Origin of the sequence: Segatella copri (assembly GCF_019127135.1) — a bacterium.
Classification (GTDB): domain Bacteria; phylum Bacteroidota; class Bacteroidia; order Bacteroidales; family Bacteroidaceae; genus Prevotella.
This window is the reverse complement of sequence record NZ_JAHOEA010000001.1, coordinates 1-14,740: the sequence shown is the minus strand read 5'-3', so window position 1 is coordinate 14,740 and position 14,740 is coordinate 1. Positions and strand designations below refer to the sequence as shown.

At 47.1% G+C, this 14,740-nt stretch carries 9 protein-coding genes; 3 read left to right on the top strand and 6 right to left on the bottom strand.

Going from position 1 to position 14,740, the window contains the following annotated elements; genetic code table 11:
• Nucleotides 1-16 precede the first annotated feature (16 nt).
• Nucleotides 17-2,743, bottom strand: coding sequence for a beta-glycosidase (locus KSW37_RS00045; protein WP_217312940.1), 2,727 nt, complete (start codon nucleotides 2,741-2,743; stop codon nucleotides 17-19).
• A 208-nt stretch (nucleotides 2,744-2,951) separates the two neighbouring features.
• Complete coding sequence (locus KSW37_RS00040) at nucleotides 2,952-4,910, bottom strand: DEAD/DEAH box helicase (protein ID WP_217312939.1); 1,959 nt, start codon at nucleotides 4,908-4,910, stop codon at nucleotides 2,952-2,954.
• 239 nt (nucleotides 4,911-5,149) lie between these two features.
• Here KSW37_RS00040 and KSW37_RS00035 point away from each other — a divergent pair, with 239 nt between their 5' ends.
• Complete coding sequence (locus KSW37_RS00035) at nucleotides 5,150-6,517, top strand: DUF3843 family protein (RefSeq protein WP_217312938.1); 1,368 nt, start codon at nucleotides 5,150-5,152, stop codon at nucleotides 6,515-6,517.
• Nucleotides 6,518-6,677: 160 nt separating this feature from the next.
• Here the strand turns inward: KSW37_RS00035 and KSW37_RS00030 are convergent, their stop codons facing one another.
• Entirely contained in the window at nucleotides 6,678-7,928 is a 1,251-nt protein-coding gene (locus tag KSW37_RS00030; protein ID WP_217312937.1) for an alpha/beta hydrolase family protein, read from the bottom strand.
• A 175-nt stretch (nucleotides 7,929-8,103) separates the two neighbouring features.
• On the opposite strand from KSW37_RS00030, the gene KSW37_RS00025 reads away from it, so the two are divergent.
• The gene (locus KSW37_RS00025; RefSeq protein WP_217312936.1) at nucleotides 8,104-8,634 is read left to right on the top strand and encodes a TIGR00730 family Rossman fold protein; all 531 of its coding nucleotides are present in this window, start codon (nucleotides 8,104-8,106) and stop codon (nucleotides 8,632-8,634) included.
• Between the two features lie 213 nt (nucleotides 8,635-8,847).
• On the opposite strand, the gene KSW37_RS00020 is transcribed toward KSW37_RS00025, so the two are convergent.
• The 3 genes from KSW37_RS00020 to KSW37_RS00010 all read right to left on the bottom strand — a co-directional run bounded on the left by KSW37_RS00020 (nucleotide 8,848) and on the right by KSW37_RS00010 (nucleotide 12,538).
• A complete protein-coding gene (locus KSW37_RS00020; RefSeq protein WP_217312935.1) occupies nucleotides 8,848-10,089 on the bottom strand; it encodes an ATP-binding protein in 1,242 nt (413 codons plus the stop codon).
• Nucleotides 10,090-10,275: 186 nt separating this feature from the next.
• On the bottom strand, nucleotides 10,276-11,463 hold the full coding sequence (locus KSW37_RS00015; RefSeq protein ID WP_217312934.1) for an FprA family A-type flavoprotein: 1,188 nt from the start codon (nucleotides 11,461-11,463) through the stop codon (nucleotides 10,276-10,278).
• Nucleotides 11,464-11,602: 139 nt separating this feature from the next.
• Nucleotides 11,603-12,538 carry a carbohydrate kinase family protein gene (locus KSW37_RS00010; RefSeq protein WP_217312933.1) on the bottom strand — a complete coding sequence of 312 codons (936 nt, stop codon included), beginning with the start codon at nucleotides 12,536-12,538 and terminating at the stop codon, nucleotides 11,603-11,605.
• Nucleotides 12,539-12,657: 119 nt separating this feature from the next.
• On the opposite strand from KSW37_RS00010, the gene KSW37_RS00005 reads away from it, so the two are divergent.
• Nucleotides 12,658-13,905: a M16 family metallopeptidase gene (locus KSW37_RS00005; RefSeq protein WP_217312932.1), complete on the top strand. Its 1,248-nt coding sequence runs from the start codon at nucleotides 12,658-12,660 to the stop codon at nucleotides 13,903-13,905.
• Nucleotides 13,906-14,740: the final 835 nt, after the last annotated feature.

Sequence of the window (14,740 nt, the reverse complement as noted above, 5' to 3'; positions counted from 1 at the left end):
TCTTATAGGTTCGCAACTAATATTGCGAGATATTATTCAGCTCCTTCAATGAAACCTGACGAGGCTTCTCGGCAAGTTTCTTCTTCAATTCCTCCACCGTTATTTCTGCAGATGGATTGAAATCGGCAGAGCGCATGTAATCAATTACACTCTGATAGAAAGCCTTGCCTTCCGGGTATTTGGCAGCCTTCTCCAAATCGCTCATGCAGACGAGAAGCTTTCCGGCTCCCACCTTCCATTCCATCACCAAGCCCAACTTATGATTCCGCTCGATGTTATCTATCACCTGAACTATCGGGCGATAATCCTTGGAGAAGTTGTCAAGCACCAGCGGATGCGATTCCTTGATAACCGGAAACCATTGCCAGTTGGTGTGCATCTCCGTAGGGAATCCCTTGAATATCGGATGTTCCGGATTCGTCAAAATGCCCAGGGTTCCTGGAGAAACTTTCTTCTTGTTGTTCTCGCAGATGGTCTTGAACATGCGATAGTTCCAGTAATCGGTCTGGAAGAGTCCGCCAACAGTATAAGGCGTAGCATTATCTGCCTGCGAAAGTGTATCATCGGCAGCCACGAAATGGCTGGAAGCCGTAGGCATCCAAAGCACCTTTCCGCCCTTTTCCAAGACTTTCACCACTTCATCATTCAAATCCTTGGCTATGATGACGCCCTTCTTTTCCAAAGCCTTCTTCGGATAAACCCAAAGTTCGTAGGAGTTTCTCGCCTCTGTTCCTTCAATGTTTAATGTAAGAAGCAGCTTGGTAGGTTTCTGTACGTGAAAAACACCATTCAGTTCACCCACATCCACCCAACCTTCATCGTATGAAAAGATGTTCAATACTCCCTCATCCTCAGCCATCAAATCGCCCACATTCTTTCTCACTTCACCATCCTTGGTGCTGAAAGTTCCATCATCCATACAGAACAATCCGTTCTCGGCAGCCAGATGCCATTTCAGTTTCTTGCCCTTCAGCGAAGAACCGCCATAATTGGCTACCTTTACCTTAGCCTGAATCTTCTCGCCATCCACGAAGCAGAACTTCTTCATTTCCAGCAGAGGAACCACAGGCGAACACCACTGGCGCCATTCCTCGGGCGTAGTGATTCCCTTGCTCTCCATAAACGCATCCAGAATGCCTACGAAAGCACTTCCCTGACCGGGATAATCCTGAATATCGAGCAGTTGGAAGCCCGCCATATTCCGGGTTCTCAAATCCATCTCTATATCGGCTTTATAGAGTTTCACGCTCCATAAGCCCGAAGCCTTGTGGAAATCATCTGCCTGCGAGAGCATTCCGGCTGCAGCCAGACGACGGCGGAACACTTCAAAGTTATAAGGATGAAGCACTCCGGTGTATTTCTTTATTTCCCGATAGTCAGGATAGGTCTGAAACTGGCCTGTTTCGTGAGAGATGATAGGGATTCCTGCCTTATCGCAAGCCTCATCAAAATTCATCGTAGAATTAGGATGGAAATGATTGATCATTCCTCCATCGTAGGCATCGGCAAACGAGAAAGAACCACGGGTATGAGTATTGTATTTGCCCCATCCCTCGCCTCCGATGCGGCAAGTGGTGAAGTAATCCATTCCTTCTTTTATTCCCTGATAACCGAGATAGTAATTGCTTCCGAAGGTATAGTATTTATCAGGCGCAATCTTGCGGAAATCATCCACAAACTCCTTCATCTTGTCGATGTCGCCCCAGAGTTCATTACCCAGCGCCATCATTCTGAAAGATGGATGATGACCATACTCCCGCAGAATATTCACTCCCTCCTGATGCAGAAAAGTCATGAGTTTCTCATCCTTCTTGTCAAAAGAACCCCAGAAAGGAAGTTCCGGCTGGAGATAGATTCCCAGACTGTCCGCTGCCACGAAAGCCGCCTCCGGTGGGCACCAGGAATGAAAGCGCACATGATTGATTCCATACTCCTTGCAGGTTCCGAGATACTTCATCCAGCCTTCCACACTCATTTCCACATGTCCCGTCAGCGGCCATACAGCCGCATCGTGCTTGCCACGGAGGAATATCCTATGACCATTGGCGTAAAAGTGGGCGCCCTTGATATGGAAATCCTTGGCGAAATCAGGCATCTGAAGGGCGGAAGGAGAAGCTACAGAACGGCTAGGGATTGCTCCTGTTAGAGTTTCTGCCGATTTGCTATCAGCAGAACCGACAAGCAGGAGTTCAATCCTTCCGATAATTCCATTCCAGTTGGTCTGCGTATCTTCCGTATAAGCATGGCTGGAACCGTAAACCTGATCAGGCACACCTTTTCCATTATCCACCACGATTTCCAGGAGATGCTTGCCCGGCTTCACCTTCTTTGGCAGAAGATAGCGCTGGGGAGTAGAGATGAAGTTGCAGGAATCCACCAGCTCTCCATCCACATACACCCATGTCGGTCGGGTACGCTCCAGGAAGAGTTCTACCGGCTTCTTCTTCCAGTCCTTCGGAATATTGATGGTTCTGGAATATCTTGCAGCTCCTTTATAGGCATAGAGTCTCGTAAGATGCGTTGTTTCCATCGTATCTTTCGGAGCGAATCCCAGATGATTCGTATCGATGGTACCGGGAAGAATGGCACGCTTCACCTCACCCTGCGAAGCACGCTTACTCTTGGCGAAAGCGCTACCGCTCTTTCCCAACTCCACATTCCATTCACCAGCGAGCGAAATGCTCTGTGCTTGCAAGCCCAGACTTACCAGTCCCAGACAAGCGATAAGAATAGATTTCTTCATTTACTTATTACAGAATATCTTTTAGGGTTAAAATTGCGTATAAAGATACAATAAATTTGATGTTTACGGCTGCAAATATACAAAAATTGCGGTAAAAACACCGCAATTTACCAAAGAAATTGCTGTATTTTTACCGCAAAATATGGATATTGCATCAAAACATCCCTTTGATGCAGGTTTTCACCTTATTATATATCGTCGTCTAAAATTACTTCTTCTTAGGTCTGCGACGAGCCCAACCTTCTTCCTCGAAGTTTGGCTCCTCACCCTTGAACTTCACGTTGTCGTTGTTCTGGAAGAATTGGCGCCAATCGCCTGTATCCTCCTGAGGACGAGACTTTCTGCCGCCACGAGATTCACCACGGCTTCCACGTCCTCCCTTTCCACGAGCATCACGAGAGTCTCTTGTATCATCAGAAGAACCTCTGCGGCTGCGTCCGCCTCTTTCTGAAGAACGACCGCCTCTGCCCTCAGAACTGCGTCCGCCACGGGCTGCTCTGCCATGACCTTCCTCATCAGCATCGTTACATCTCACGGTTCTGCCCTTATACTCAGTACCGTTCAAAGCCTTCATCACGCGCTTAGCATCCTCCTCAGGCACCTCGATGTAAGCAAACTTACTCAGCAGGTCGATGTGACCAACCTCCTGACGACCCTTCACGTGCTTGTTCAGATACTGCATGATTTCGCCCGGATAGAAACCATCCGCCTTACCCAGGTTGATGAACAGTCTCTTGAAACCAGCCTCAGTCTCATGCTTTCTGCGACCATTGGAAACCTTGCCACGGCCTTCGCCACGGCTTCCACGGCCTTCGCCGCCACGGGAGCCCTTGCCTGTTTCTGGCTTGATAATCTCAGGAGCGTTCTTATAGTAATCGAGGAACTTACCGAAGGTGATGGTCACCATCTTCTTGATGATGTCCTCCTTGTCGATGTACTCAAACTGGCGGTTGATTTCTGCCATATATGGTTCAATCTGATCCTCATCCACATCGGTCTTCATGATGTCGTCCATGGTCTTGAAGAGCTGCTTCTTGCAGATTTCCTCTGGGGTTGGCAATACGCCGTCCACGAAGTCCTTGCCAATCTGCTTCTCAATCTGGCGAACCTTGAACTTCTCTCTGGTATGGATGATAGAGATAGATGTTCCCTTCTTTCCAGCACGACCGGTACGGCCGCTTCGGTGGGTGTAGCTTGCCACATCATCAGGCAAACCGTAGTTGATAACGTGAGTCAGATCCTCTACGTCCAGACCACGGGCAGCCACATCGGTAGCCACCAGGAACTGAACGGTATGGTTGCGGAACTTCTGCATGGTGAGGTCACGCTGCTGCTGACTCAAGTCGCCGTGCAGCGCCTCTGCATTATAACCATCCTTAATCAGCTTATCTGCAATATCCTGAGTCTCCAGTTTGGTGCGGCAGAAGATAATTGCAAAGATGCGTGGATAGAAATCCACCACACGCTTCAGAGCGAGATACTTGTCCTTGGCATTTACCAGATAGTAGATGTGGTTTACATGCTCAGCACCCTCGTTGCGCGAACCCACTACGATTTCCTTGTGGTCGTGCAGGTAGTTGAGGGCAATCTTCTCGATGTCCTTGCTCATGGTAGCCGAGAAGAGCAGAGTGTTTCTATCTTCCGGAACGTTCTCGAAGATGGCATTGATGCTCTCTGAGAAGCCCATGTTCAGCATCTCGTCAGCCTCATCAAGCACCACGTTGTTTACGTTCTCCAACTGAGCCACGCCACGATTAATCAAATCGAGCAGACGGCCAGGGGTAGCCACGATAATCTGCACACCATGCTTCAGGGTGCGAATCTGGCTTCCGATGTCGGTACCGCCATAAACAGCGGCAATATGCAAACCGTCGATGTACTTGGCAAAACTGTTCAAATCGTCTGCTATCTGGAGACAGAGCTCACGTGTAGGACTGAGGATGATAGCCTGTGTCTGCTTGCTGCTGGCATCAGTCTTCTGGATAACCGGAATACCGTAAGATGCAGTCTTACCCGTACCGGTCTGCGCCAACGCAATCACGTCGTTCTTATTACCAAGCAAATATGGGATAACTTCTTCCTGAACTGGCATTGGATTCTCAAATCCAAGCTCTTCGATGGCACGGCGAATCTCCTCGCTCACGCCCAATTCTTCAAATGTCTTCAAATCTTTTTAACCTTAATTCATTATAATCAAAATGGAAGGCCGAATTCACCCTCCCAGCCATGAATTAGGGTGCAAAATCCTTCCGAAACGCTTGCGGCAATCCCACGCATTTATTAAGATTGCCTAAATTCGGGTGCAAAGATACGAAAAAAATGTGAGTTTCTTGCAGATTTCTGCAATATTTTATTACCTTTGCATGAAAGTTACAACAAACAGATAACCAAGAAAACTTGAAATATATGAAAAAAGTTATTTTCACCCAAGAATGGATTGCTTTGCATCCATACGAAAAAGCAGACGAAACAGATCTGTATTATACAGAACTCGCCAACGAAATATACCACGCTCTTGACGAGGCGTGCTACACCCATAACTTCAAGAATATGGATGAAGCCAAGCAGCTGGCACTCAGCATTGCCGGTTATTTCGAAGATGTGATTTCGGGCACAGGCATCTGGAAGACTTTCACGGAAGAATGCAAGCAGCGCTACGGCACCTACATTCCTTTCTATGAGAAAGAAAGCGAATTCATCAAGAGTACGCTCAACGAAGATGACCCGGCTTACGACCCTGAGGAAATCAACATCGCTGATGTCAAGTTCCTGCTCTGGCACCATTACCAGCAGAGCAGTTTCGTACAGGAAGCCGTTCCTTTCCTCTTCGGAACCCTGGAACTGGCTGCCAAACTTGCCTACAACATTCTCGACAGAGAGTATGAAACGGCTCCGGAAAACGAGCGTCTTCTGACTTATCTCAGCGAAATGCCTGAGATAGAGGGCAACGCTGAAACGACCGAAGAGGAAATCGAGAAGAACAAGGAGTTGGATGAGATTCACCGTCGCGACACCCTGGCGTGGTTCCATTATGGTTGCTATTTCAACGTAGGCAACCAGAAGCGCCTGCAGTTTACCCTCCAGCAGATGGCAAACTCGCCTCAGGGTCTCACCGAACCGCTCGCTTATTCTGTGCAGATGGAAATGACCATCGTCGGCAGAAACAATCTTCTGGCGCTCACTTCTTACGAATGGCTCTGCAAGATTTGCAGGAACATGCCTACCCACAAGCTCTGGGAGGATGAGGAGTTCAGAAAGAAGGCTACTGAGCAATATGAAAAGGTGGATCATGAGAAGGCGATTCACGACTACAATCTGCTCAAGGCGAAGGGATACGAAGACAAGTTCATCTTCCTGGAAGATGTGAAGACGCTGAAGGAATTCCTCAAGGAGATAGAATTCGAGTTGCCAAAGGACATCCGATTCCCTCAGAAATACGAGAAGGGCATCATCTTAAGCGGAAGTCCATACACAGGCATCAACATCAGTTTCGGTCTGGCTCATTGCATCGCATCGCCTGAGAACCCATACTATGTACAGGAGCGTGCAGAGACCGACAGCTTTGGCATTATCAGCGGCAATGGTCTCCCATTCCCTTACGAAATTGTCTGCAAACTGATAGAAAACAACCTGATTCCTGACGCAAACATCTTTACAAGCCAGTATGTAAAGGAAGAAGGTTTGAAGATTACGCAGGCAAACCTCCAGTTCCTTGCCGATTACTACTTGATGGGCAGAAAGGATAAAGACCTGTCGCCTAAGGAGTTGTGGTAAAGACGCATTCAGCATACTCAAAAAGTTCACTACGCTAACGCCATTTTTTAAGGGGTTAGCGTAGTAGACTTTTACAGATTTATAGAAGAAAGAGCGGAAAATCAGCTGTTAACTGTTAACTCTGTTAACCCCAGCTGTTCTTCCGCTCTTTATTTATTTCTTATTTCAAATTCTTGTCCAGAAACTCCAGCATTTTCTCCTGTGCCTTCAAACCGCAGGAATGAGGAATATCCCAAAGCTCCGTATCCAGCAGATTATCAGTCCCCTGACTCTTCCAAACCTTGTGCATTTCGGCGAAAGCATCTTTTACGCCAGGCACAGGGAAGAGCTTATCTTTTGTGCCATTGATGAAGAGCATCGGTTTCGGGCAGGCGAGGGAGGCGATGTGAGGATAGTCGAGATACTGGCGAAGACCGGGGATGCAATTCGCAAAACCGCCATTCTCCTTTCTTCCGAATCTCCGGGTAAGCTGCGCATCGGTGGTAATCATCCAGCAGATGGAAGCACCCGCCTTGATTCTATCCGATAATGCAGAGAGCATCCACGAACGATAGGCTCCCATCGAACACCCCACGCACCCGATACGCTTCGCATCCACCATCGGCAGCGAAGCCAGGAACTCGGTGCTGGAAATATCATCGTAAGTCATGAAGGCAGAGAGGTCTCTACCCAACATCATCATGTTGCCGGCTATCAGGTCGTATTTGTTTCTATCCACGCCCTCCTTTCGGCCTCGTTCTCCCCACATCGGAGCATCTGCCGAAAAGACTACGTAGCCATGTTTCGCCAGATAATCGCCCACGTACTGATTATCGTAAAGTTGCCTTGCCCACGCATCTGCATCGTCCAGAATCTCCTGACAGAGCGCCTGCTTCTCTGGAGCATCTTTCTCTTCCGGAGTAAAGAAAGGGCGAATCATCTTCTCCTTTCCGATAAAGAGATGAGCGCCATGATCATGAAGCGCATTGACTGTTGGGAATGGTCCCTTGCCATCCGGAATCAGGAGATAAGCAGTAATACGGGAATAGGCGTTGATATTAAAGGCGATTTTCTGCGCCTTATATCCGTCTCTCTGTTCCTCGCCCAATACTTCCATATTCCAAGCTGCAGCCGCCTTCGGAGGCGTCATCATACATTCAAACACCTTCGCCCTTGCCGCCTTCTTCCACTTCTTGAAGTTTCTGATAGGACTGTTGCCCCAAGCCATCGGATAGGTCAGTTCCTTCTTCAGCGTTTCTACATAGGTAGGAATCTCTCCCTGCCATTCATACTTCTCCCGCTTCTGAAGCTTCGGCTTCGGAGAGGTCTGTGCAAGCGACACAGGGGGTTGTGCAAGCGTCACAGAGGTCTGTGCAAGCGACACAGACGCCTGCAACAATGCGATAATACTATATGCGATAATCCTTTTCATTCTCTTGTCTTGTTTTGTTAGAAATCTTTCTTCCTGTTTATAAGATTAGTTATTGTTTGCAAAATTAAGAAATTATCCGCAAAAAGAGCCCAATAATCTCGATTTTTTTACGTACCTTTGCCTAAAACATTTATAAATAACGGATAAAACATCATCAAATAGAAGATAAAGCAATATGAAAATAGCTGTCTTTTGTTCAGCAAATAAGAATATCGACCCCGACTTCTTCACGATGACTGAAGAGATGGGAAAGTGGATGGCAGAGAACGACCACGACCTGGTTTTCGGCGGCTGCAACTCCGGTCTGATGGATTGCATCGGCAAGGCAGTGAAGGCGAATGGCGGCAGAACCATCGGTGTGGCTCCTACGCTTGTAGAGCGAGGCGGCAGAACCTTCCCTGACCTCGACATCGAGATTCCGTGTGATAATCTCAGCGACCGCAAGGACCTGATGCTTGCCCAGAGCGACATCTTCGTAGCTCTTCCTGGCGGCGTCGGCACCCTGGATGAAATCTTCACCATCGCTGCTGCCCACACCATCGGCTACCATCACAAGATGGTGATTCTCTACAACATGAAAGGCTTCTGGAACTCCACCATCGCCCTTTTGGACGATATGGCAGAGAAAAGCATGATTCGTGGCAATTGGCGGGATGTGATAGAAGTAGCGGATAACCTGGAAGAGCTGGCAAAAATGTGTATTTAAGGAGAAAGATGCTCATATTTTCTCATTTCCTATATTAATTTACGCTTATAACTTACTGAATATCAATAGCAAAAACAAGGTTTGCAAATTAAGCATGTTTCAACATGCTTAATTTGCACAAATATTGAACTAAAGAGAAAGAGCGGAAAAACAACTATTAACTCTGTTAACCCCCAGTTGTTCTTCCGCTCTTGACATTTTCTTCAAGACAATCTAGCTCTTCCCCAAGAGAAAATCGGAGAGGCTCATCATCAGAATGCCTTCTTCATTATAACCCGAACGGTACCTATCCCCTACGATTATCAGTTTGCGAAAGCCATCATTTACATTCAAAAGAGAAGCCTGCTCTTGATCTTCCTTCTCCTTATCAGGCAAGGCATAAGCTGACTGGATATAGAGGCGTTCATCATGACGGTTCACCACGAAATCAATCTCAAGATTCCTACGCTGCAGCTTGCCATTCTCATCCCGCCTGAAGCTCTCCACTACACCGACATCCACACCATAGCCTTGTTTGCGAAGCTCGTTATAAACCACGTTCTCCATAATATGAGTGTATTCTATCTGTCGGAAATCAAGCACGGCATTTCGAATACCTAAGTCCTCGAAGTAATACTTGGTACCAGCACCTATGTACTTGCGACCTTTCACATCATAGCGCAAAGCCTCGCTGATGATGAAGGAATCCTGCAGGTTCTCCAGATACCTGCCAATAGTTTTAGTACCGATTTCCACTCCTCCAACAGATTTGAACGTATTAGAAATTCTCTGCACATTCGTACAGGAACCAATCGTAGAAGCCAGAAGGCGCACCAACTCGCGCATTCCATCAGAATTCTTCAGCCGATTACGCTCCAAAACATCCTTCAGATAAACCGTCTCGTAAATCTCTCGAAGATAATTCTGTTTCGCTTCAGGAGTTTCTATCTGCGCCACGGCAGGCAATCCACCATAAAGATAATAGGTTTCCAGGGCTTGACGCTCCTCTCCTCCTACCACTTCATAATATTCAGAAAAACTCAACGGATGGATTCGGATTTCCCAACCTCTACCACGAAACTCAGTTATCACATCCTTCGATAAGAATCGGGCATTGGAACCAGTAACATACACTTCGGCATTCTCTACATGGAGATAAGAGTTGAGCACATCCTCAAACTCCTTCACCATCTGAACCTCATCCAAGAGAATATAATACCTATCCTTATCTTTCATCAAAGCATCGATATGCTCCAGCAAAGCATCAGGGTCACGGAGTTTCTTGTTTCTACGGTCTTCAAGATTTACCTGTATGATATGATCTTCCGCAACACCTCTTTCAAGCAAATGCTTGCGGAAGATGTTGAAGAGAAGGAAGGATTTACCACAACGGCGAATGCCAGTGATAATCTTTATCATCCCATTGCCTTCTGCCGAGATGAGTTCTTTCAAGTATGCTTTACGTTCAAAATACATAATTCCATGACGTTTTTTTGTGTCAAGACACGGTTTTCTGTCGCAAATATACGCTTTTTACTCGACTTCACCAAGTTTTATCGTAATTTACACGGAATATTTAAGGTATTTAAACAAAGAAAGAGCGGAAAAACAACTGTTAACTGTTAACTCTGTTAACCCCAGTTGTTCTTCCGCCCTTAAACTTTATTCTGCCAACAGCTTCTCAGCCATTGCCTTACCCAGAGCCTCACACTGCGCCTTTACCTCTGGAGTAATCGCCTGCTTCATATCTACAGGTTCGCCCACTGGCTCATAGTGGAGCTTGGTGTCGTTCCACTCCTTAATCTTTGCTACTGCCTTGCTTGCCCAACAATGAGAACCATACCAGCCAAGGAGGTGGTTCTTGACGTCCTTATTGGCAAGCTCGGAGAGGAGAACCTCCATCTCGTGATAAAGACCGGCATTGTAGGTTGGAGCACCCACAATGAGACCCTTGTAGCGGAAGATGTCGCGCAGGATGTAGCTGTGGTGAGTCTTCGAGATGTTGTACATCACGATGTTCTTCACGCCAGCCTTACTTGCCGCGCGGGCGATGATTTCAGCCATACGCTCGGTATTGCCGTACATGGTGCCGTAGCAGATAACGAGGCCTGGCTCCGTCTCGTACTTCGACATCTTATCATACATGCCGATAACCTTCTCAATATGCTCGTGCCAAACCGGACCATGGGTTGAGCAGATGTAATCCAACTCCACGCCAGCCAACTTCTTCAAGGCATTCTGAACAGGGATTCCGTACTTGCCCACAATGTTTGAGTAGTAGCGAACCATCTCCAGCCAGAAAGTCTCGCAGTTGATTTCCGTATCGATGATTCCGCCGTTCAGCGCACCGAAGCAACCGAACGCATCACCAGAGAAGAGCACCTTGTTCTTAGCATCCAGGGTAACCATGGTCTCTGGCCAGTGAACCATAGGGATGAGAACAAAGCTCAGCTCGTGGTTGCCCAATGAAAGGGTTTCGCCATTCTTCACCTCTACCACGTCATCTGTTACGCCGTAGAAGCCTTCGAGCATTCCCAGGGTCTTCTTGTTGCCCACGATCTTGATGTTAGGGTAATATTTCTTGATGAGGGCGATGGAGCCGCTGTGGTCAGGTTCCATGTGGTTGATGATGAGGTAATCGATTTCGCGGTCGCCAATCACCTCGTGAATGTTCTCGAGGAACTGGGTGAAGAAATCTACCTCTACAGTATCTACCAGCGCTACCTTCTCATCGTCAATGATATAAGAGTTGTAACTCACTCCGTTAGGCAAAGGCCAAAGGCCCTCGAAACGATGCTTGTTGCGGTCGTTTACGCCTACGTAATAAATCTTGTTTGTAATTTCTGTCATATCTTTTCTTTATTTTACAATGTTCTATAATAATATTTAAAGCTTTTGCCCTTACAGGGCGACAGGGTGAAATGTTGTTTATACCCAGGGTGTTGCCCTGGGCTAGGAGCTTCTGCCCTTTCAGGGCGTATTGCCGGAATTATAGTTCCTTCTTCTTTGCTTCTCCGAATTCCCTGGAAACATAATTGTAGATGTCCTTGCAGCATTCGGTAGAGAATTCCTGGGCGCTCTTCAGGAGACTGTCCCATTGCGCCTCAGACAATCCACGGTCGATGTCCTCGCGGGTGATTCCATCCTTGATTAATCCGAACACGAAGCCTGCGTTGAAATTATCGCCGGCTCCGATGGTGCTCACCGGCTTCATCTTCTCCGAAGGATAACTCTTGGCAAAGCCGTTCTCGGCACGAACCTCTACAGGCTCAGCTCCCTGGGTGCAGATAAACTTCTTGCAGTAGAAACTGATTTCGGCATTATAAACCTTATCCGCCTCCGGTTTCTTGTAGAGGATTCCGAAGTCCTCGTGGCTTCCGCGTACGAAATCAGCCATCTCCAGGTTCTCTATCAGATTAGGCGTAATCTTCATGATTTCGTTCTGATGAGAAGCACGGAAGTTGATGTCGTAATAAAGAATGGCGCCGTGCTCCTTCGCATACTCCAGGAAGCCGGCAACCTGAGGACGGACCACAGGATTCAGAGCGAAGAACGAACCGAAGAGCACGATGTCGCCAGGATTGATTTCCGGTGTGGCAAACTCCAGCTGGTCGTGAGGATGGTCCTTGTAGAAGATGTAGTCGGCATTGTTGTTCTCGTCGAGGAAAGCCAGCGAGAGCGGCGACTTCGATTCCGGGAAGATGCTCACATTGTCAGCATTCACCCCATTATCTCTCAAAAACTGAATCACATACTCTCCTATGCGGTCGTTGCCCGCCTCGCTGATAAACGAAGCATTTACGCCCGCACGGCCCAACGAGATGACTGCATTGAATGATGAGCCACCCGGTACTGCCTCTATCGGCTTGCCGCCCTTGAAGATGATGTCAAGCACGGTTTCTCCTATTCCTATTACTTTGCGCATTGTTTTTGTTGTCTATATTTTATTTTTGGTGGCAAAGATAAGTCTTTTTGGCGATAATGCAAAATAAATGACTATTTTTTTGGATAAATTACATTTTCAGTGTAACTTTGCACCTTGAAATGAAATACAATACTTATACACTCGATAATGGACTCCGCATCATCCACCTGCCTTCAGACAGCAAGGTGGTGTATTGCGGTTACCAGATTAACGCCGGCACCCGAAACGAGGAGCCGGGCGAAGAAGGACTTGCCCACTTCTGCGAGCACGTTACTTTCAAGGGCACAGAGCGCCGCAAGGCGTGGCACATTCTCAACTGTCTGGAGAGCGTGGGAGGCGACCTGAACGCCTACACCAACAAGGAAGGCACAGTTTATTACTCAGCCATCCTCAAGGAGCACATCGCAAGAGCCGTAGATCTGCTCACCGACATCGTTTTCCATTCGGTTTATCCGCAAGCGGAAATCGACAAGGAGGTTGAGGTAATCTGCGATGAAATAGAGAGTTACAACGATTCTCCTGCCGAACTGATTTATGATGAATTCGAAAATATCATCTTCAAGGGTTCGCCGCTGGGCCACAATATTTTGGGCACAGCCGAGCAGGTTCGCTCGTTCAAGACAGAAGATGCGCTGCGCTTTACAAGAAAGCTTTACCGGCCGGATAATGCGATATTCTTCGCTTACGGAGACATTGACTTCAAGAAGCTGGTAAGACTCTTGAAGAAGAGCTTTTTAAGTGAAGAACGAAGAGTGAAGAGTGAAAAATTCAATAGTCCAGAGGCGCAAACCCAATTCAACACTCAACACTCCTTCGAGGGGCAGACAATCGTGATGCAGAAGAATACGCATCAGGCTCATGTGATGATTGGAACCCGCGCCTACGATGTGAACGACAGCCGCAGAATGCCGCTCTATCTGCTCAACAACATGCTGGGCGGACCGGGAATGAACGCCAAGCTGAACCTCGCCCTGCGCGAGCACAACGGACTGGTTTACACCGTAGAGAGCACGATGGTGGCGTATGGCGATACGGGCGTATGGAGCATTTATTTCGGCTGCGATGAGCACGACGTGAAGCGTTGCCTCCGCCTGGTTCGCAAGGAGCTGGATAAATTCATGCAGAAACCGCTGAGCGAGGCGCAGCTAAAGGCCGCCAAGAAGCAGATTAAGGGACAGATAGGCGTGGCTTGTGACAACCGCGAGAACTTCGCCCTCGACTTCGGCAAGAGCTTCCTTCACTATGGCTGGGAGAAGAACGTAGACCGACTCTACGAGCAGGTAGATGAGATTACTGCCGAACAGATACAGGCCGTGGCTCAGGAGTTGTTTGATAAAGACAGGCTCACCACGCTGATTTTCAAATAAATAAGAAACAAAGAAGGCAACAACTTGGGTCGTCATGCGACTTCCCTCGTTGTTGCCTTCGTAATTTAATGAATTAAAAACTGCTTTTTTCTTAAAACAACTAACAATTAACCTAAAAACTTAAACCTAAAAACCTAAAATGAAAATCTATAAAACCTAAAACGAATTTTTAACAATCTATATATGAAATCCCCAATCAGAATTTATCACGAAAACTCTCAGGGGACAGTATGAATTTCAAATGAAAAGGAGTTTTTACTCTCCTCTCTGATTTCGGAAGCCCCTTTGGCTCCCTACTGTTACTCAGCTGTGCATTGCTGCCAGCCATTTTTTAATCTCGGCTCTTTTGGAGCCCTTCGCATGGCTAATCTCCGATTAAGCCAACTTGTTGCTAATAGCACCAACTTCAGCTACACATGCAACAACTACTGCGATAATCATTCCTAATACTAACATAATCTTTTCCTTTCTTAAATTTGTTATCTTAAATATACAATCTTGTAGTTTTACCTAACAAAATCTTAACTCTCTTTATTTCTTACCTCCCGAAGGAGGATTTCCATGCTTTCTTAGCTTCGTAGCTTATTTGCCGCAGTTCATTCCGAGGTTCATACCTGCGCAAGCAACTACTGCGAATGCTACTACTGCTACTGTCATTATCCCGAACATTACCATAATCTTTTTTCCTTTCTTTTAACCTCTTAATCAGTCTCTTCGAGATTTTCCAGAAGTCCTCGTCCGAATCTCAGAACCAGGTTCCGAACCGGCCTCAAACTTGTCTCGAATCGATTTCATAAGTTATCCTTACTGAATCAATCTTTTATCCTTTTTTCTT

Excerpts from the sequence above, each read along its gene's own strand:
- KSW37_RS00005 (WP_217312932.1), top strand. The coding sequence starts at position 12,658 with ATGAAATACAATACTTATACACTCGATAATGGACTCCGCATCATCCAC.
- KSW37_RS00015 (WP_217312934.1), bottom strand. The coding sequence starts at position 11,463 with ATGACAGAAATTACAAACAAGATTTATTACGTAGGCGTAAACGACCGC.
- KSW37_RS00020 (WP_217312935.1), bottom strand. The coding sequence starts at position 10,089 with ATGTATTTTGAACGTAAAGCATACTTGAAAGAACTCATCTCGGCAGAA.
- KSW37_RS00045 (WP_217312940.1), bottom strand. The coding sequence starts at position 2,743 with ATGAAGAAATCTATTCTTATCGCTTGTCTGGGACTGGTAAGTCTGGGC.
- KSW37_RS00010 (WP_217312933.1), bottom strand. The coding sequence starts at position 12,538 with ATGCGCAAAGTAATAGGAATAGGAGAAACCGTGCTTGACATCATCTTC.
- KSW37_RS00030 (WP_217312937.1), bottom strand. The coding sequence starts at position 7,928 with ATGAAAAGGATTATCGCATATAGTATTATCGCATTGTTGCAGGCGTCT.
- KSW37_RS00025 (WP_217312936.1), top strand. The coding sequence starts at position 8,104 with ATGAAAATAGCTGTCTTTTGTTCAGCAAATAAGAATATCGACCCCGAC.
- KSW37_RS00035 (WP_217312938.1), top strand. The coding sequence starts at position 5,150 with ATGAAAAAAGTTATTTTCACCCAAGAATGGATTGCTTTGCATCCATAC.